Below are 18153 nucleotides of genomic sequence, written 5' to 3'. Positions count from 1 at the left end.
TTTGGTAAAGACAATGTCTTCGAAATTACAAAAGAAGAAATGTATCACATGAATAGTAATATTTTCAGTATTTCAGAAGATGTAGTTATTTCAGAAAAAAACTTCACAAGGTTAAACACATGGCTAAGAGCACAAGGAATTACTGTTGAAGAAGTGCCCTATGCAGAAATAGCAAAACAAGAAGGTTTGTTACGTTGTAGTACAATGCCATTAATAAGAGATTAAATAAAAGACTATGTCACAAATTACCAATACTATATTAATGATTCGTCCTGTTCAATTTAGGATGAATGAAGAGACTGCAGTAAACAATTACTTTCAGGAAAGCTTAGACATTAAGAATGCTGAAATAAATAAAAAAGCTCAAGACGAGTTTGATGCTTTTGCAGAAAAATTAAGAGCTGTAGGTGTAAATGTTATTGTTGAAGATGATAAATTAGAGTTAGATACACCAGATTCAATTTTTCCTAACAATTGGGTGTCATTTCATAAAAACGGAGATGTTGCACTTTACCCAATGTTTGCTGAAAATAGACGTAGAGAACGTCGCGAAGATATTATTGCGCGATTAGAGTCTGAAGGGTTTAAGATTAACAATATTGTAGACTATACTTCTGCAGAAGACGAAGCGCTTTACTTAGAAGGTACAGGAAGCCTATTAATAGATCGTGTTAATGAGAAAGTATACTGTGCTCTTTCAGATAGAGCAGATGAAAATTTAGTAATAGAGTTTTGTGAAGATTTTGAATTATTTCCAGTAATATTTACTGCTAACCAAACTGTAGATGGTGAGCGAAAAGCAATTTACCATACCAACGTAATGATGTGTCTTGCTGAAAACTTTTCAGTTATATGTTTAGATACTATTGATGATAAGAAGGAGCGTAAAAATGTGTTAGATCACTTAAGAAAAGACGGTAAAGAAGTCATTGCTATTTCAGAAGCTCAAATGCATCAGTTTGCTGGTAATATGTTACAAGTACAAGGTAAGGATGCTAAGTACTTAGTAATGAGTAAAGCTGCTCATGATAGTTTAAATGCAGATCAAATTTCAAAAATAGAAGCTCACTGCCAAATTTTAAGTAGCGACTTAACAACAATAGAAACGTGTGGTGGTGGAAGTGCGCGTTGTATGATGGCAGAAGTATTCTTGCCTAAAGCTTAATTTACCTCACGATCTTATTCAGCATATTTTTGAAGATAAAAAAATGAAAAGGTAACATAGCATACCAATATAATCTGCCCCAAAGGCCTTTTGGTCTAAATGTCGCAGTTTGGTGTACTATGTTATTTTCATCTATACAGAATTCTAGCCAAGCTTCTCCAGGTATTTTCATTTCGGCAAATAGTAATAAACGTTTCTCGTCTTTATCTGCAAAAAGTACTCGCCAAAAATCTAATGAGTCACCAGTAAATATTTGAGTGTCGTGAGTACGTCCACGCCTTAAACCAACACCTCCAAAAAGCTTGTCTATATATCCTCTTACTTTCCAAAGCCAATTGCCGTAATACCAACCCGTTTTTCCACCTATAGACCAGATTCGTTCTAATGCTCTTTCTGGATGATCTGTTTCTTGTTGCTGGGCATCCTTAAGGCAACCGTATTTAGGAACCTGTACATATTTATTTAAGTTTTTAGAAAATCTACCGCTAATCATAGAGTCTTTCCAGCTAGAAACAACCTGATTTTGTTCAATCTTTTCAAAAGCAAGGCGTATAGCTTCTTTGTAATTTATAGGCTGTATATCTAATAGTTCCTGTAATCTTGTGTCTTTAGTAATAACTTCTATTTTCATACTATCTACTAGGTTTAAAGCTAGTTTATAAGATGTAGAGGTGACAAAGTATAGCCAATATGATGATAGTTTTGGAGATAAAAACGGTGTGTCTATAATAGTAAGGCTAAGTCCTCTTACTTCTGTGTATTGTTTCATCATGGTTTTGTAAGTCAACACATCTGGACCGCCAATATCAAAAGAATCATTATAGCATTTAGTATTGCCTAAAACACCAGTTAAAAATGAAAGTACATCTCTAATAGCAATAGGTTGCGTTTTAGTTTTTACCCAACTAGGTGTTACCATTAGAGGAAGTTTTTCACATAAATCTCTTATAATCTCAAACGAAGAACTACCTGAGCCAACAATAATTGCAGCTCTCAAAACAGTTAGGTTAAAATCACCTTTATATAATGTATTTTCAACCTGTTTTCTAGACTCTAGGTGTTTGGATAAGTTTTCCTCATTAACAATTCCACTTAAATAAATTACTTGCGTAACATTTGCGTAAGCCATATATGCATTAAAATGCTCTGCAGATTTAGCTTCTTGTTCATCAAAATCTGAGGTAGAGGCAGACATAGAGTGTATTAAATAGTAGGCAGCATCAAAATTTTGTGGAAATTCTGACGTGTTAACCTCTTCTAAAAAATCTACTTCTACAATCTTAATTTGTTTAAGCGTCTCTTTATCAACAGACAACCTGCTTTTGTCTCTTACGGCACACGTAATATCATGTCCTTTTTCTAAGAGTAGAGGTAGCAATCGCATACCAATGTAGCCGTTGGCGCCTGTTAATAATATTTTCATAGTGATAATTTTAAAAGAAGTTACACAATAAATACGTATCTTGGTATAAAACAATACCTAAGATTTTTATAATGAATAATACGCTTAAATTTGTGCTTTTAATTGCTGGAGTCGTTTTAATAGGATACGGTTTATATACAGCCATAACTCCAGAAGTTTCTTTAGATGCTGGTCCATTGCAAGTTCAGGCACAAGGAGATAATACACAATCTTATGCTATGATTGGCTTAGGTATTTTAGCACTAATAGGTGGCATTGCATTTAGAAAACGCTAACTATAAATCGTCTATTTGTGAAGGTAGGTGATCTGCTTTGTAGTTAATGACTTTCTTAATAAACTTATGGGTGCTTTTGTCGCCCTTCTTGGCTCTAATTTTTATAAAATGTTTGTCGCAGTATAAACTATATTCTTCTGCTTTGCCTTTGTAAATCTTAAGTTTCCAATACGGTATAATTAAGCCGTAAGATTCTAACAAGCTTCTAAATCCAATAATAATTCCGTTAGGTCTCATCTCTATATTACATACATTATTGTATTTGTCTAAAATGAGTAAGTTGTGAATTTCAATGCTGGTCGCTGTAATCCATAGCTTAGAAGAACCTATGCCGTTCATTTTAAAGCGTTGTGATAATGTAAATGGTTTACCAATAGCAGCTTCAATTTCCTTTTTAATCTTAGGATTGTTATACGAAATGTTTCTTAGCATAGTCTAGTAAAGATAATTAGTAACACGTTAATTATGATGAAACAAATTTTAAAGTTGAACTAAAGTTTCTATTATCTACCAATTCTTAAAATCTGTTTAAGCTTTATATTTTCAACCTTCTGAAAATACTATCTTTGCAAACGGAAAAACCCTAAGTAAATGACACTTCAAGAGACTTTAGACCTTCACGTTAAAAACGCAGTATCATCTTTATATGATGCAACATTAGAATCAGTTGAATTTCAGGCTACCAGAAAGGAGTTTGAAGGCGATATTACTGTTGTGGTGTTTCCTATGTTACGTGTTGTAAAAGGCAATCCTGTCCAAATTGGTAATCAAATTGGAGACTATTTAGTTGAACACGTTGAAGAGGTTTCAGCATTCAATGTTGTAAAAGGGTTTTTAAATATTGTAATATCAGATTTATATTACAATGCTGCTTTTCAAGAGATACTTTCAGAAAAACATTTTGGATTTAAGAAAGCTGAAGGAGATGCTGTAATGGTTGAGTATTCTTCACCTAACACAAATAAACCACTTCATTTAGGGCACATAAGAAATAATCTGTTAGGATATTCTGTTTCTGAAATATTAAAAGCCTCAGGTAAGAACGTTTATAAAACTCAAATTATAAACGATCGTGGCATACACATTTGTAAAAGTATGTTGGCTTGGCAGAAATTTGGAGAAGGAGAAACGCCAGAAAGTACAGGCCTTAAGGGAGATAAGTTAGTTGGAAATTATTATGTGAGGTTTGATAAAGAATATAAGAAACAAGTAGCTGAGATTGTAGCAACTGGCACAGAAGAAAAAGAAGCGAAAACACAAGCACCGTTGTTGTTGGAAGCACAAGCTATGCTTAAACAATGGGAAGCAGGAGATGAAGATGTAGTAAATCTTTGGAAAATGATGAACGGTTGGGTTTACAAAGGCTTCGAGGAAACCTATACTAATTTAGGTGTAGATTTTGACACGTATTATTATGAAAGTGACACTTACCTTTTAGGTAAAGATATTATAGAAACAGGCTTAGAGAAAGGTGTGTTTTTTAAGAAAGAAGATGGTTCTGTATGGTGTGACCTTACGGAAGATGGTTTAGATGAAAAGCTAGTGTTACGAAGTGATGGTACTGCAGTTTATATGACTCAAGACTTGGGAACAGCAGTACAGCGTGTTAAAGATTACCCAGATGTAGGAGGTATGATTTATACAGTAGGTAATGAGCAAGATTATCACTTTAAGGTTCTCTTTTTAATCTTACAGAAATTAGGATATTCTTGGGCAGAGTATCTGTACCACCTAAGTTATGGTATGGTCGATTTGCCTAGCGGAAAGATGAAATCTCGTGAAGGTACTGTGGTGGATGCAGATGATCTTATGGTAGATATGACGCAAACTGCTAAAACCTTATCTGAAGATTTAGGAAAGCTAGATGGTTACTCTACAGAAGAAAAAGAAGAACTTTATAAAACAATAGGCTTAGGTGCATTAAAATATTACATCTTAAAGGTAGATCCAAAAAAACGAATTTTATTTAACCCAGAAGAATCAGTCGATTTTCAAGGTAATACAGGTCCGTTTATACAATACACCTATGCCAGAATACAATCTATCCTAAGAAAATCTAAGTTAGATACAAACGCTCCTGTTGCAGAAACTCCTAAGAGTTTACACCCAAAGGAAAAGGAGTTGTTAAAAATAATGTTACAATTCCCTGAAGTTATTCAGCAGGCGGCGCAACAACACAGTCCTGCATTAATTGCAAATTACACTTATGATTTGGTTAAGGAGTTTAATTCCTTCTATCAAAATGTTACAATTTTAGGAACAGATGATGAGGTGCTAAAAACCTTTAGGGTAGCATTGTCTTTTAAAGTTTCTGAACTAATTAAAGATGCTTTTAGCTTATTGGGAATACAGGTTCCTGTAAGAATGTAGTCTCCTTTTTTTATTAGTTTATTTCAAGTTAAAAAGGTTTAAGAATTGGTAACTTTTGCTAAAGCATATTAATTTTTCAATTAAATGGCTATAGTTTAATGTTTGTCAATAATATGACGACTTAAAAACTTTACAATCTTAATGGGTTTCCCTAAATTTGCACTCTAAAAATTTCAAGGAAGACCGAATATGTTCGATAGTTTAAGTGATAAGTTAGATAAAGCCCTTCACGTCCTAAAAGGACACGGCCAAATTACAGAAGTAAACGTTGCAGAAACATTAAAAGAAGTACGTCGTGCTTTAGTTGATGCCGATGTTAACTATAAAATAGCCAAAGAATTTACCTCTACNGTAAAAGAAAAGGCATTAGGACAAGGTGTATTAAAAGACCTTAAGCCAGGCCAATTAATGGTTAAGCTTGTAAAAGATGAGCTAACTGAACTTATGGGTGGTGAGGTAGAAGGTATAAACCTTTCTGGTAATCCAAGCATAATTCTTATGTCTGGTTTACAAGGTTCTGGTAAAACCACNTTTTCCGGTAAGCTAGCAAACTTCCTTAAGAATAAAAAGACAAAGAAACCTTTATTAGTTGCTTGTGATATTTATCGTCCAGCAGCAATAAATCAATTACACGTCGTAGGTGAGCAAATTGGTGTTGAGGTGTTTAGTGATGAAGGAAACCAAGATCCTGTTGCCATTTCTAAAGCTGCAATAGCGCACGCTAAACAAAATGGTCATAATGTTGTGATTATTGATACCGCAGGTCGTTTAGCTGTAGATGAAGCGATGATGACAGANATCTCTAACATTCATAAAGCNATACAGCCACAAGAAACATTATTTGTGGTCGACTCTATGACAGGTCAAGATGCTGTAAATACTGCAAAAGNGTTTAATGATACCTTAAATTTTGATGGTGTAATCCTTACTAAATTAGATGGTGATACNCGTGGTGGTGCTGCAATNTCAATTAAATCTGTTGTAGATAAACCAATAAAATTTATTGGTACAGGAGAAAAGATGGATGCTATCGATGTTTTCTATCCATCTCGTATGGCAGATCGTATCTTGGGAATGGGAGATGTTGTGTCTCTTGTTGAGCGTGCACAAGAACAATATGACGAAGAAGAAGCTAGNAAGCTACAGAAGAAAATTGCTAAAAATCAATTTGGATTTGATGATTTCCTAAAGCAAATACAACAGGTTAAGAAAATGGGGTCTATGAAAGATCTTATGGGAATGATTCCTGGAGCTGGAAAAATGATGAAGGATATNGATATAGATGATGATGCTTTTAAAGGTATTGAAGCTATAATACATTCTATGACACCTGAAGAACGCTCAAACCCAAGTATTATAAACTCTAGTAGAAAAAAGCGTGTTGCTAAAGGTTCGGGAACTAGTGTTCAGGAAGTAAATCAACTGTTAAAGCAGTTTACTCAAATGAGTAAAATGATGAAGATGATGCAAGGTGGTGGCGGAAAGAAAATGATGCAAATGATGGGCAAAATGCGTTAAGCTTGTCCTACAGTTGTTTCATTAATAACCTAAATAAGTACTATTAATAAGAGTTATAGTTCACACATAGTTACTACATAAACCAAATATAATGACCATACTAGACGGTAAAGCAACTTCAGAAAAAATTAAGTTAGAGATAACTGAAGAAGTTAATAAAATGAAGGCTAATAATGAGAAAGTNCCTCATTTGGCAGCTATTATTGTTGGTAACGATGGTGCAAGTTTAACGTATGTAAATAGCAAGGTAAAATCTTGTGAGCGTGTAGGNTTTGAGTCAACAATGGTAAGAATGCCGTCCACAACTAGTGAGACAGAATTGCTTAAAAAGATAAAAGAACTTAACGAAAACTCAGATATAGATGGGTTTATAGTGCAATTACCGTTACCAAAACAAATAGANACACAAAAAGTGCTAATGGCGGTAGATCCAGATAAAGATGTAGATGGTTTTCACCCTACAAACTTTGGNCGTATGGCGCTGGATATGACAACGTTTATTCCTGCAACGCCATTTGGTATCTTAGAGCTNTTAGAGCGTTATGAGGTAGAGACAAGCGGAAAACATACCGTTGTTATTGGTCGTAGTCATATTGTTGGAAGACCTATGAGTATCNTAATGGGTAGAAAAGGATTTCCAGGAAACTCAACTGTAACATTAACACATAGCCGCACAAAAAATATTACTCAAATTACATCTCAAGCAGATATCATAATTACAGCATTAGGCGTGCCTGGCTTCTTAAAAGCAGAAATGGTAAAAGACGATGCTGTGGTAATTGATGTAGGGATTACACGTGTTCCAGATGAAACAAAAAAACGTGGATATTACCTTACTGGCGATGTAGATTTTGAAAATGTTAGCAAAAAAGCAAGCTTTATTACACCTGTTCCTGGTGGTGTAGGGCCAATGACAATCGCTATGTTGCTGAAAAACACTCTTTTAGCAAGAGAGCGCCACAGAGGCCTTATATAGGGCTATAATTTCTGCATTTAGAAGATAATTACTTATAAATCAACTATATTAGCGATGATGTTAAGCATTACCTTAATTTAGTTGAAGTTTCCTTACAGCATATTTAAAATAATTGTAGNTGGCCTTTGTGTTTTTATGCATTGCCAAACAGGAGTCTCTCAAATATTAAGTGATACNTTAATGGTTAATCACTTAGGTCAAGATAAAGGCCTGGTGCAATTAAATGCTAACGCACTTACTCAAGATGAAAANGGATTTTTATGGGTAGGAACAGAAGATGGTCTTCATAGATTTAATGGCTATGAATTTAAACTGTTCACTGCAAGCCCTAATGATTCTAACTCTATTCAAGACGATCACATAAGAGGTTTATACGCAAAAGGAGATACGCTTTGGATAGCCTCTAACACNAAAGGTATTTTAGGATACCAACTCTCAAAAAATACATTCTTTGCTTTAAAGAAAAATAATAAAAACCTTAACCTAGGTATAAGCTATGGTATCTTTCCGTTAAATGAAGACTTCTTACTGTTTTCATTTAAAAATTATGCAACTGTTTACAATACTAAAACTAAACGCGAGGTAATAGTAAAGCTGCCAACTAANTCNNGAGAAAGTCGAGTACTAGATGTAGATGCTATTAANGAGACAGAGTACATNTTTACGACATCGGCTTCTGGTCCACTGGTATTTAATATAAAAACAGGTATTGTTAAACCATTTAAAATTGAAGGTTTAGAACTTATCACTCAAATTGAAGCCCTAGCCGANGGTTTTTTAATTGGTACCATAACGGGAATTTATACAGTAGACAAGCAATTTAAATCACTAAAGAAATATGTAGATGGTGTTTCTGTAAACCATATCTCGAAAAAATCTGAAGGCACATTTTTTATTGCAACTCAAGTTAAGTTGTTAGAGTTCAATGTAGGTGATGGCGTAACTTCCTATATCGTAAAAGACACTTCAAAAAAGATTTATAAGCCTTTTACAGCCAATGAGATTGTTTCAGATGAAAATGGAAATACTTGGTTTGGTACAGAAGGAGATGGTGTAGTACATTATAATAGTTTTCAGAAAAAATTTGAAACCAATAGAGTTCGTTTAAATGATGTATTAAAGTCTACTAACATTAATATTTTTCCTTTTTATAAGGATACAGATTCANTATTATGGTTGGGAAGCTCATTTGGAGTTGTAAAACATAACACCTACAAGAACACTTATAAATTATATAAACATAAAAATGCAAATATAATTTATGCGTTTGCCAAAGATGAAAGTAATACACTTTGGGCTGGAGGTATTTTTGATGGACTTTTAAAGTACATACCTTCAGAAGATAGGTTTAAGCAGTATTTAAAACATCCTTATAAAGAAAACACGTTGCCCGATAATGAGGTATTAGAAATAATACCAATGCCAGNTAACAAGTTATGGNTATGTACCTGGACTGGCGGAATTTCTGAATTTAATACGGAGACAGAAANATTTACACCTATATTAATAAATGGTAAGCGAATAAACAGAGCAAGAATTTCACTTAANGATAGTAAAGGTAATTTATGGTTAGGNACAGATGAAGGTCTTTATAAATTAAATAGTAGCTTAGAGTTTGAGCATCATTTTACCGAAACTGCTGCTAAGGAAAAGAGCTTGACTAGTAATAGAATNTTTGCAATTAATGAAGATAATNACGGTTTTATTTGGATAGGTACCAGTTCTGGAATCACTAAGTTAAACACAANCACCTTACAGACAGAAAAGTTTATAAAGCAAAAAGGATTTCCTAATGATTTTGTTTATAGCTTATTAATCGATGAGGCTAATAATGTTTGGGTTTCTACTAATAAGGGAATATCAGTTTTAAACTCCAAAACTAAAGAGTTTAAAAACTATACGAGTGAAGATGGTTTGCAAAATAATGAGTTTAATGGGAAGTCTGGCTATAAGGATAAAGACGGCTATTTTTACTTTGGAGGTATAGATGGTTTTAATAAGTTTCAGCCATCTCAAATTAAGGATTATCCATACCAACCTAAAGTNTATTTTGAATCTGTCGAGTTGTTTAACNCTCCAATAGAATCTACTCTGCGAAATAATGACACNTTATATTTTAAAAGTGATGAAAATGTAATNACACTTAANTNTTCATCATTAAGTTATTTAAANCCAGAAAAAACNTNTTACAGGTACAANCTTNANNATTTTNATGAAAGTTGGAGTCCGTCTACACANCGTCAAAACGCTACNTATACAAANTTAAATCCTGGAGANTATACNTTTTATGTNTCTGCTTCACAAATGACAGGGCAATGGAGCGANCCTAAGGTGTTAAACATAGTTNTTAAGCCATTATGGTACCAAACNATAGTTTTTAAAATACTGCTTGTNTTATGCATTTTTGCAATGGGTGTGTATATAGTATTAAGAGAAACTAATGCTTTAAAGAGAGATAAGGAAAAACTTTCTAGGTTGGTAGATCAGCGCACTCAAGACTTATTGCTTAAAAATAAAGCTTTAGAAAAAGCCAATAAAAAAACTTCTCAACAAAAGGATAATATTAGCTTTCTTATGAAGGAGCTAAATCATAGAGTAAAAAACAATCTTCAGATAATTTCCAGTTTGTTAAATATACAATCTGCCACGGTTGATAGTCAGGCAAAGGATAGTTTGTTAATAGCCAAAAATAGAATTTTAGCTATTGCTTATATTCAGAATGAAATTCAAATAGACCAGAAAAAGATAAACGTTAAAAAGTTTATTGAAGAGTTTGTGCCAAGAATACTTCAGCTTTTAGCAGATGACGGTTTGATGAAGTTCGAAATAATTTATAACTTAAAGCGAACAGGATTTTGTGAAGTTAATACCACCTTATTGGGGTTAATACTCAACGAGCTGGTTACAAATACCTTTAAATATGCCTTTAAAACATATAATAAGGATAACTACTTGAAAATTTCTTGTGAAAAAATAAACCATACATTACTCATTACACTAGAAGATAATGGTTGCGGATATACCTTAGATGAAATTAAATCGAGCTCTTTGGGCGTAGGATTGGTTTCAGATATGGTATCGCAATTGGATGGAGCCCTAGAAACCAATACCGATAACGGTGTTGTAAATAGCATTAAAATAGATTGTAAATAATGGAAAACATTAAAAGAATTCTTCTGGTTGAAGATGAGTTTATTATAGCAAAGGATATTAAGATAACCTTAGAGAAGTACGCCAAGATTAAAGTAGATACTGCTAAGAATTTTAAGGAAGCCTATGAGTTGTTCTCTGTAAACGACTATCAACTTTTACTTACAGATATAAACTTGAATGAGGAGAAAGATGGAATAGATGTGGCATCACAACTAAAAGAAATAAAAAGTATACCTGTGGTGTTTCTAACAGCATATAGCGATCAGGACATTATAAATAAAGCAAAAAAAGTACTGCCATTCGCATACCTTCTTAAACCGTTTGATGAGGTACAGCTAAAAGTAACCATAGATCTTGCTATGCTCAATTACAAGAAAGAAGTCGAAGGCATTGAGGAAGTGGCTCGTTATTCAGAACAAATAGAGGAGCTTACCAAGCGAGAAAAACAAGTGCTAATTGTATTAGCGTCTGGGAAAACTGCAAAAGAAACAGGAGATAATCTAAATATCTCTGCTCATACAGTTGAGGTTCATAAAAAGAATATTAAAAAGAAACTACATATGAATACAATGTCTGAACTTATAAACTTTGCATTGTCTTCTAAATTATATGAAGTTTCATAACTAAAACATCTCAATACACTTGCCATACTGCAACTTAGATATTATTTAACCTAATAATAAAGTGTAAGTATGATTTTACTTCTGAAACAAATGCGTATTTTTGCACCCCCAAAAATGACGAAGTTTATAAACAAAACATAATGACAGCAAGTAAGATTAAAACTTTCGATGTGCTTATCGAAATTCCAAAAGGAAGCAGAAACAAATATGAATACGATTTTCAATTAAAGAAAATTCGTTACGATCGTATGATATTTTCATCTATGATGTATCCTGCAGATTACGGTTTTATGCCAGAAACATTAGCATTAGATGGAGATCCTTTAGATGTATTGGTGCTTGTAACAGAGCCAACATTTCCTGGTTGTGTTATAGAGGTTAAGCCAATTGGAGTTTTTCATATGGCAGATGAAAAAGGACCAGATGAGAAAGTTATCTGTGTTCCAATAAGTGATCCTATTGCAAACAATGTAAATGATCTAAATGAACTTAATCCTCACTTAATAAAGGAGATTGAGCATTTTTTCCAAGTATATAAAGATTTAGAAGAGAAGAAAGTAGATGTTGGTGGTTGGGGAGACGTTAATGAAGCAAAAGAAATTGTTTCTAAATGTATCATAAGATATCAAGAAAGTGATATTCCTGCAGAGGAAGTTAGTATAAAATAAATAATTCATTTATTACCGGTTAAAAAAAGCAATAATTCTCAAAAAATTATTGCTTTTTTTATTTATGTCATTGTCTTACATTTGATTTTCTTAAAAATAACTAATCAAATATATTATGGAGTCATTTATGATTTACATGCCAATTGCAATGGCAGTTTTAGGTTTAATCTACATGTGGGTTAAACAATCTTGGGTAATGAAACAAAACGCTGGAGATGGTAAGATGAAAGAAATCTCAGACCATATCTACGAAGGTGCACTAGCATTTCTTAGCGCAGAGTACAAATTACTTACAATTTTTGTTGTTGTAGTAAGTTTTCTGCTCGCTATAGTTTCAATTGTTGTACCTACTACCCATTGGTTAATTGTAGTTGCATTTATATTTGGAGCAGTCTTTTCTGCTTTCGCAGGAAATATAGGTATGAAAATCGCTACTAAAACCAATGTAAGAACTACGCAGGCAGCAAAAACAAGTTTGCCTCAAGCTCTTAAGATATCTTTTGGTGGTGGTACTGTAATGGGATTAGGTGTAGCCGGTTTAGCAGTGTTAGGATTAACAGCATTTTTTATCATTTTCTTCCATACGTTTATGGGCGCTTCTTGGACCAATACTATGGATATGACAATAGTATTAGAAACCTTAGCAGGATTTTCATTAGGAGCAGAATCTATTGCACTTTTTGCTCGTGTTGGTGGCGGTATCTATACTAAAGCAGCAGATGTTGGTGCAGATTTAGTTGGTAAGGTAGAAGCTGGTATTCCAGAAGATGATCCTCGTAATCCTGCTACAATAGCAGATAACGTTGGAGATAATGTTGGAGATGTTGCAGGAATGGGAGCAGATTTATTTGGGTCTTACGTAGCAACAGTTCTAGCTGCAATGGTTCTTGGTAACTATGTGATAAAAGATATGGGTGGCGCTATTACAGATGCTTTTGGCGGTATTGGCCCAATTCTCTTACCAATGGCAATTGCAGGTGTTGGTATTATCATTTCTATCATTGGTACTATGCTAGTTAAAATTAACAGCAATGAGGCTAAAGAAGATAAAGTTATGGGTGCGTTAAACTTAGGAAATTGGGTGTCAATTATATTGGTAGCTATTTCTTGTTTTGCATTAGTGACTTGGATGTTGCCAGAAACTATGAAAATGGAATTCTTTGGTGAAGGTCTTCAAGATATTTCGTCTATGCGTGTGTTTTATGCAACCTTAGTAGGTCTTTTCGTAGGTGCAGTTATCTCTTCTGTAACCGAATTTTATACAGGTCTTGGTAAAAAACCAATATTAAAAATAGTACAACAGTCTAGCACAGGTGCAGGAACAAATATTATTGCAGGATTAGCAACGGGTATGATTTCTACATTCCCATCTGTATTGTTATTTGCTGGTGCCATTTGGGCGTCATATGCATTTGCAGGATTTTATGGTGTGGCATTAGCCGCTTCAGCAATGATGGCAACAACGGCTATGCAGTTAGCTATTGATGCATTTGGACCAATATCAGATAATGCTGGTGGTATTGCAGAGATGAGTGAACAAGAACCAATAGTACGTGAGCGTACAGACATTTTAGACTCTGTTGGTAATACAACGGCAGCAACAGGAAAAGGTTTTGCTATTGCTTCTGCAGCATTAACTTCACTAGCACTTTTTGCAGCCTATGTTACTTTTACAGGAATAGATGGCATAAACATTTTTAAAGCTCCGGTTTTAGCAATGTTGTTTGTAGGAGGTATGGTTCCAGTTGTATTTTCTGCCTTGGCTATGAATGCCGTAGGAAAAGCAGCTATGCAAATGGTACAAGAAGTACGCAGACAGTTTAGAGATATTCCAGGAATTATGGAAGGTACAGGAAAACCACAATATGATAAATGTGTCGAAATTTCTACTCAGGCTTCTTTAAAAGAAATGATGTTGCCAGGTTTATTAACTATTGGCTTTCCACTTATTATTGCTTTTGTGCCAATGCTTTTTGGAATGAGCACTTTAGCAATTGCAGAAATGCTTGGAGGTTATATGGCAGGTGTTACAGTTAGTGGCGTGCTTTGGGCAATTTTCCAAAACAATGCTGGTGGTGCTTGGGATAATGCTAAGAAATCTTTTGAAGCTGGTGTGATGATTAATGGAAAAATGACCTATAAAGGGAGTGATGCTCATAAAGCAGCAGTTACTGGAGATACTGTTGGAGATCCTTTCAAAGATACTTCTGGTCCTTCAATGAACATATTAATAAAGCTAACATGTCTTATTGGATTAGTGATAGCACCTATATTAGGTGGTCATTCAGCTGAAACTGATATAGATGAAGTTGAAACTATTGAGGTTAGTGAAAACGTTATTATTGAAGGCACTCAAGACCTTAATAACAAAACTGAAACTGTAGTGGAGATGGTAAAAAATGACGCTACCGGAGAAGTTGTTGCTAACGTTGAAATTAGAAGAACAGTAAATGGCGAAACAACTATCGAAGAGAAGTCTTTTAGAGGTACAGAAGAAGAAGTACGCTCTCAGTTAAAAGATGTAGATGGTATTAAGATTAAAGTGAAAGATAAAGAGTAGTTACACACTATAATTAAATAAATAGCCGGTTGTTACTATATGTAACAACCGGTTTTTTTAGTAGTAAAATGTAAAAAATTTATCAAAGTTGTATTATAGCTTTCTTAAAGACTCGCTGGTAATGCTATAGACTAACTATCTTCATTGCATGTTTAAAAAAGACCCACTTCAAATTATAGCGTTTCAGAGTTACGGTACTAAAACTCATTTATATTTAAGAGGAAGAGCACTCGAAGACGAATCAATAGATTTATCTAAAAAAGGATTTTTAAGTCTCTTAAGAAATACATGGAAACGTTTTGAAACTGATGAGGTAAGGCATGAGACATTAAAAATTCAACTACCAAATGAACAGGTGTTGTACTCAGATACCAATAGCGAAGGTTATTATTTGGTAGATGAGCAGACAAATGATCTTACAGATAGCATTAATGAAGAAGGTTGGTTAAACTATGAAATAGCGTATGATGTGTTTAAGGATAAGCTCATTAATCTTGAAAATAGATTTCCAGGAGAGATGCTCATACCTTCTGAATCATCAAAATTTGGTGTTATAAGTGATATAGATGATACACTGTTAGAAACTGGTGTAGTTTCAAAGTTAAAATGGAAAGTGCTTGTAAATTCACTATTTAAGCACGCAGAAAACCGTATGGCATTTGCTGGCGCAGCTACTATTTATTCTAAACTACATCAAGGTATAAGTGGAGAAGAGGCAAACCCAATTTTTTATGTAAGTAACAGCCCTTGGAATCTTTATAGGTATTTAGAGTATTTCTTAAAGCATAATAACTTCCCTAAAGGGCCAATACTTTTAAGAGATTTTAGAACACCTTTNGATAAAACTAAAAAACGNAAAGNATCTCATAAAGAACANGANATNAAAAANATNATTAANACNTATCCTAANANNNAGTTTGTNTTAATNGGTGANGCTGGNGANCANGANATNGATATTTACCTAGATNTTGTCAAGCANTNTCCANATAGNATAAAANCNATTTATATAAGAACNGTAAATCANAAAAAANGAATGTTGCGTATACANCGTCTAATTAAAGATTACACTAACGTACCAGTACTCTTGTTTAAAGATTCAGAAGAAGTATTAGAGCACGCAAGGAAATTGAGGTTAATTTGTTAAGCTTGTAATCAACTATGTTTTTATTTTTCTAGTTATCAATGTTATTCCGGCCATTGTTCTTCCATTTGAACTAAATATGCAATATATGGTGAATCTTGTTTGACCATCTCCCTTACTTTCTTCGCCCATAAATTAAAATTGCTTTTATCCATTTGTTTATAGTAGCCATAAGTAAGATTAAAGGCCATTTCTATTTTGTTATTTTCACTTAAAGCAATTGAAATGCCTTTAACATAAACATCTTTAGCCTTTTCAATATCTTCTAGATTTAAAAATGCAAAACCGAGTTCTTTGTATAATAACTCATTACTAGTATCATACTGTATTGCTTTTTCTAAAATAGGAATTGATTTTTCGAACTGGAATAAAGCATTATAAGCATAACCAAGTTCAAATTCTAAACCTTCAAAATGTGGTTCTATGGCATAGGCTTTTAATAGTGGCTCAAGTGCATTTTGAGATGCTCCAACTGCGTTATATTTATTGCCAATATTTGTGAGATATGAAACATCACCTGCTTGTAATTTATATACTGAGAGCCAGTCTGGAGTTACAGGTAAATTTAACTGATTTTGTTGTTCTTCATTTAAAAGAGCAAATAAACGGGAGTTTTTAGATAGTCTAGATGCAAAGATTGTAGTTTTATAAATATCATTTGGGATATTTTTGAAGTCGCCGTCTACAATCTTAAAATCCCCAATCATCCTAAAAGTAAACCCTGCATGCTCATCAATATATATAAANCCATATACAGCGGTAGAATCATTCTTTTGGCTAGGAAAAGCTACCCATTTATCAACAGCATTATAAAATTTAGTTTCAGTTGATAATGCATCCTCAATGGTTTGAGAACTTACAAAAAAGCTACTGCAAATTAATATAAGGCTTATAAAATATTTCATTTGTGTCTATTGTTTAAAATAAGCCATTAATTTGTGCGTCTATNTTATTTATGATGCCACCTAAATCTTCAGGACTATTAACAAAGTCAATATCATCTACATCTATAACAAGTAGGTTCCCTTTGTCATAATCGTGTATCCAAGCTTCATAGCGCTCATTGAGTCTGCTTAGATAGTCTATTGAAATGGTGTTCTCGTAATCACGACCACGTTTATGTATTTGACCTACTAAATTAGGGATGCTACTACGCAGATAAATTAATAAATCTGGTGCCTTTGTAACACTCTCCATTAACTCAAAAAGTGATTTGTAGTTTTCAAAATCACGATTTGTCATTAATCCCATGGCATGTAAGTTGGGAGCAAAAATGTAAGCGTCTTCATAAATTGTACGATCCTGAATTACATCTTTACCATGTTTTCTTATATCTAAAACCTGTCTAAACCTACTGTTTAAAAAATAGACCTGAAGGTTAAAAGACCATCTGGCCATTTTGTTATAAAAATCCTCTAAGTAAGGATTGTCTAAAACATCTTCAAACTCTGGTTCCCAATTATAGTGTTTGGCAAGTAGTTTTGTGAGCGTGGTCTTTCCAGCACCAATGTTTCCGGCAATGGCAACGTGCATAATGGTCTAGTTTTTTGGTAGTTGTAATTGGTAATGATGAAGTGTTTCACCATCGTAAAGATAGAGGTTTTCAATATCCAAAAACAACTGTTTAACATCAATTTTTGGGAGCTTTATGAGCTGAAATTCTGTGTTCCCTTTTTTTAGATAATATAAAGACGTAGTATTTGCAATTACTAGGTTTCCATTTTTTTCANTAAAGGTGATAACGTCCTGCAATTTAAAATCGCTCATCAAGCTGCCATAAATGTTATATTTCTGGATTCCAGATTTTGTGAGTAACCAGCAAAAATTATAATTAGATTTTTGAAGTTCTATAGTTTCAGAAATTGGTTGTGTATTAGCTACAACTTCATCTCTATTATAATCATAAAGTTCTAATTGTTGTAAGTCAAGATTAAATACCCATAGATTTCTATCTATGCCTGTTGTTGCAAATTGTATGTTTCTAAATTCATTAATCTGATTAAAATTAATTCGTTTAATTTCAGACAGTGTATTGTCTAAAATTACAGCGGTGTTTGTATCCTCATAAAACAATACAATTTTAAGAGGGTTTAATATATCTGCGTGTGTAAGATCACCCAATTGAAAATCATTAAACTGGTATGTTTTTCCGCTTTCTTTTTTGTAAAAAATATTATCCTTAATGTGGTATAAACTNTTGTACTCATCNACACCAACAAAAGTATCTGTCTCTACNGTAGTTTTGCTAATTGCTTTTACAGCAATGTCTTGAGCATAAGTN

Annotated in this window: 14 protein-coding genes and 1 pseudogene; 11 read left to right on the top strand and 4 right to left on the bottom strand. The window is 33.5% G+C overall.

Annotated elements, in window-relative coordinates:
• Both CL818_RS12320 and ctlX read left to right on the top strand, forming a co-directional pair.
• Nucleotides 1-225: arginine deiminase family protein (locus CL818_RS12320; RefSeq protein WP_286973213.1), on the top strand; the 225-nt coding region annotated here is incomplete at its 5' end.
• Between the two features lie 10 nt (nucleotides 226-235).
• Nucleotides 236-1165 carry a citrulline utilization hydrolase CtlX gene (ctlX, locus tag CL818_RS12315; RefSeq protein WP_272973404.1) on the top strand — a complete coding sequence of 310 codons (930 nt, stop codon included), beginning with the start codon at nucleotides 236-238 and terminating at the stop codon, nucleotides 1163-1165.
• Nucleotide 1166: 1 nt separating this feature from the next.
• Here ctlX and CL818_RS12310 read toward each other — a convergent pair whose 3' ends face one another.
• Nucleotides 1167-2588, bottom strand: a complete 1422-nt coding sequence (locus CL818_RS12310; RefSeq protein ID WP_272973405.1) for an SDR family oxidoreductase — start codon at nucleotides 2586-2588, stop codon at nucleotides 1167-1169.
• A gap of 71 nt (nucleotides 2589-2659) precedes the next feature.
• Between CL818_RS12310 and CL818_RS12305 the strand changes: the two genes are divergently transcribed.
• Nucleotides 2660-2863 carry an LPXTG cell wall anchor domain-containing protein gene (locus CL818_RS12305; RefSeq protein WP_013186940.1) on the top strand — a complete coding sequence of 68 codons (204 nt, stop codon included), beginning with the start codon at nucleotides 2660-2662 and terminating at the stop codon, nucleotides 2861-2863.
• Here CL818_RS12305 and CL818_RS12300 read toward each other — a convergent pair whose 3' ends face one another.
• Complete coding sequence (locus CL818_RS12300; RefSeq protein WP_272973406.1) at nucleotides 2864-3295, bottom strand: hypothetical protein; 432 nt, start codon at nucleotides 3293-3295, stop codon at nucleotides 2864-2866.
• Between the two features lie 159 nt (nucleotides 3296-3454).
• On the opposite strand from CL818_RS12300, the gene argS reads away from it, so the two are divergent.
• The 8 genes and pseudogenes from argS to CL818_RS12260 all read left to right on the top strand — a co-directional run bounded on the left by argS (nucleotide 3455) and on the right by CL818_RS12260 (nucleotide 15875).
• Nucleotides 3455-5233, top strand: coding sequence for an arginine--tRNA ligase (argS, locus tag CL818_RS12295; protein ID WP_272973407.1), 1779 nt, complete (start codon nucleotides 3455-3457; stop codon nucleotides 5231-5233).
• 189 nt (nucleotides 5234-5422) lie between these two features.
• Nucleotides 5423-6751, top strand: coding sequence for a signal recognition particle protein (ffh, locus tag CL818_RS12290; RefSeq protein WP_286973209.1), 1329 nt, complete (start codon nucleotides 5423-5425; stop codon nucleotides 6749-6751).
• Between the two features lie 91 nt (nucleotides 6752-6842).
• Entirely contained in the window at nucleotides 6843-7727 is an 885-nt protein-coding gene (locus CL818_RS12285) for a bifunctional 5,10-methylenetetrahydrofolate dehydrogenase/5,10-methenyltetrahydrofolate cyclohydrolase (protein ID WP_286973207.1), read from the top strand.
• A 135-nt stretch (nucleotides 7728-7862) separates the two neighbouring features.
• Nucleotides 7863-10880, top strand: a complete 3018-nt coding sequence (locus CL818_RS12280) for a ligand-binding sensor domain-containing protein (RefSeq protein ID WP_286973206.1) — start codon at nucleotides 7863-7865, stop codon at nucleotides 10878-10880.
• Complete coding sequence (locus CL818_RS12275) at nucleotides 10880-11503, top strand: response regulator (protein ID WP_286973204.1); 624 nt, start codon at nucleotides 10880-10882, stop codon at nucleotides 11501-11503. The genes CL818_RS12280 and CL818_RS12275 overlap by 1 nt, the downstream gene beginning before the upstream one ends.
• A 140-nt stretch (nucleotides 11504-11643) precedes the next feature.
• Nucleotides 11644-12171: an inorganic diphosphatase gene (locus CL818_RS12270; RefSeq protein WP_013186947.1), complete on the top strand. Its 528-nt coding sequence runs from the start codon at nucleotides 11644-11646 to the stop codon at nucleotides 12169-12171.
• 115 nt (nucleotides 12172-12286) lie between these two features.
• Nucleotides 12287-14731 carry a sodium-translocating pyrophosphatase gene (locus CL818_RS12265; RefSeq protein WP_272973411.1) on the top strand — a complete coding sequence of 815 codons (2445 nt, stop codon included), beginning with the start codon at nucleotides 12287-12289 and terminating at the stop codon, nucleotides 14729-14731.
• Between the two features lie 148 nt (nucleotides 14732-14879).
• Nucleotides 14880-15875 (top strand): annotated as a pseudogene (locus CL818_RS12260) (App1 family protein phosphatidate phosphatase).
• Between the two features lie 41 nt (nucleotides 15876-15916).
• Here the strand turns inward: CL818_RS12260 and CL818_RS12255 are convergent.
• Nucleotides 15917-16579, bottom strand: coding sequence for a tetratricopeptide repeat protein (locus CL818_RS12255; protein ID WP_502692256.1), 663 nt, complete (start codon nucleotides 16577-16579; stop codon nucleotides 15917-15919).
• Nucleotides 16580-16790: 211 nt separating this feature from the next.
• Nucleotides 16791-17405, bottom strand: coding sequence for a deoxynucleoside kinase (locus CL818_RS12250; RefSeq protein ID WP_286973202.1), 615 nt, complete (start codon nucleotides 17403-17405; stop codon nucleotides 16791-16793).
• Nucleotides 17406-18153 lie beyond the last annotated feature (748 nt).

The sequence above is a fragment of the Croceibacter sp. genome (genome assembly GCF_002716225.1).
GTDB lineage: Bacteria > Bacteroidota > Bacteroidia > Flavobacteriales > Flavobacteriaceae > Croceibacter > Croceibacter atlanticus.
This window is presented reverse-complemented; position numbering and strand designations above follow the sequence as displayed.

Coding starts and splice junctions, on each gene's coding strand:
- argS (WP_272973407.1), top strand. CDS start 3,455: ATGACACTTCAAGAGACTTTAGACCTTCACGTTAAAAACGCAGTATCA.
- CL818_RS12310 (WP_272973405.1), bottom strand. CDS start 2,588: ATGAAAATATTATTAACAGGCGCCAACGGCTACATTGGTATGCGATTG.
- CL818_RS12265 (WP_272973411.1), top strand. CDS start 12,287: ATGGAGTCATTTATGATTTACATGCCAATTGCAATGGCAGTTTTAGGT.
- CL818_RS12270 (WP_013186947.1), top strand. CDS start 11,644: ATGACAGCAAGTAAGATTAAAACTTTCGATGTGCTTATCGAAATTCCA.
- CL818_RS12300 (WP_272973406.1), bottom strand. CDS start 3,295: ATGCTAAGAAACATTTCGTATAACAATCCTAAGATTAAAAAGGAAATT.
- CL818_RS12305 (WP_013186940.1), top strand. CDS start 2,660: ATGAATAATACGCTTAAATTTGTGCTTTTAATTGCTGGAGTCGTTTTA.
- CL818_RS12275 (WP_286973204.1), top strand. CDS start 10,880: ATGGAAAACATTAAAAGAATTCTTCTGGTTGAAGATGAGTTTATTATA.
- CL818_RS12255 (WP_502692256.1), bottom strand. CDS start 16,579: ATGATTGGGGATTTTAAGATTGTAGACGGCGACTTCAAAAATATCCCA.
- ctlX (WP_272973404.1), top strand. CDS start 236: ATGTCACAAATTACCAATACTATATTAATGATTCGTCCTGTTCAATTT.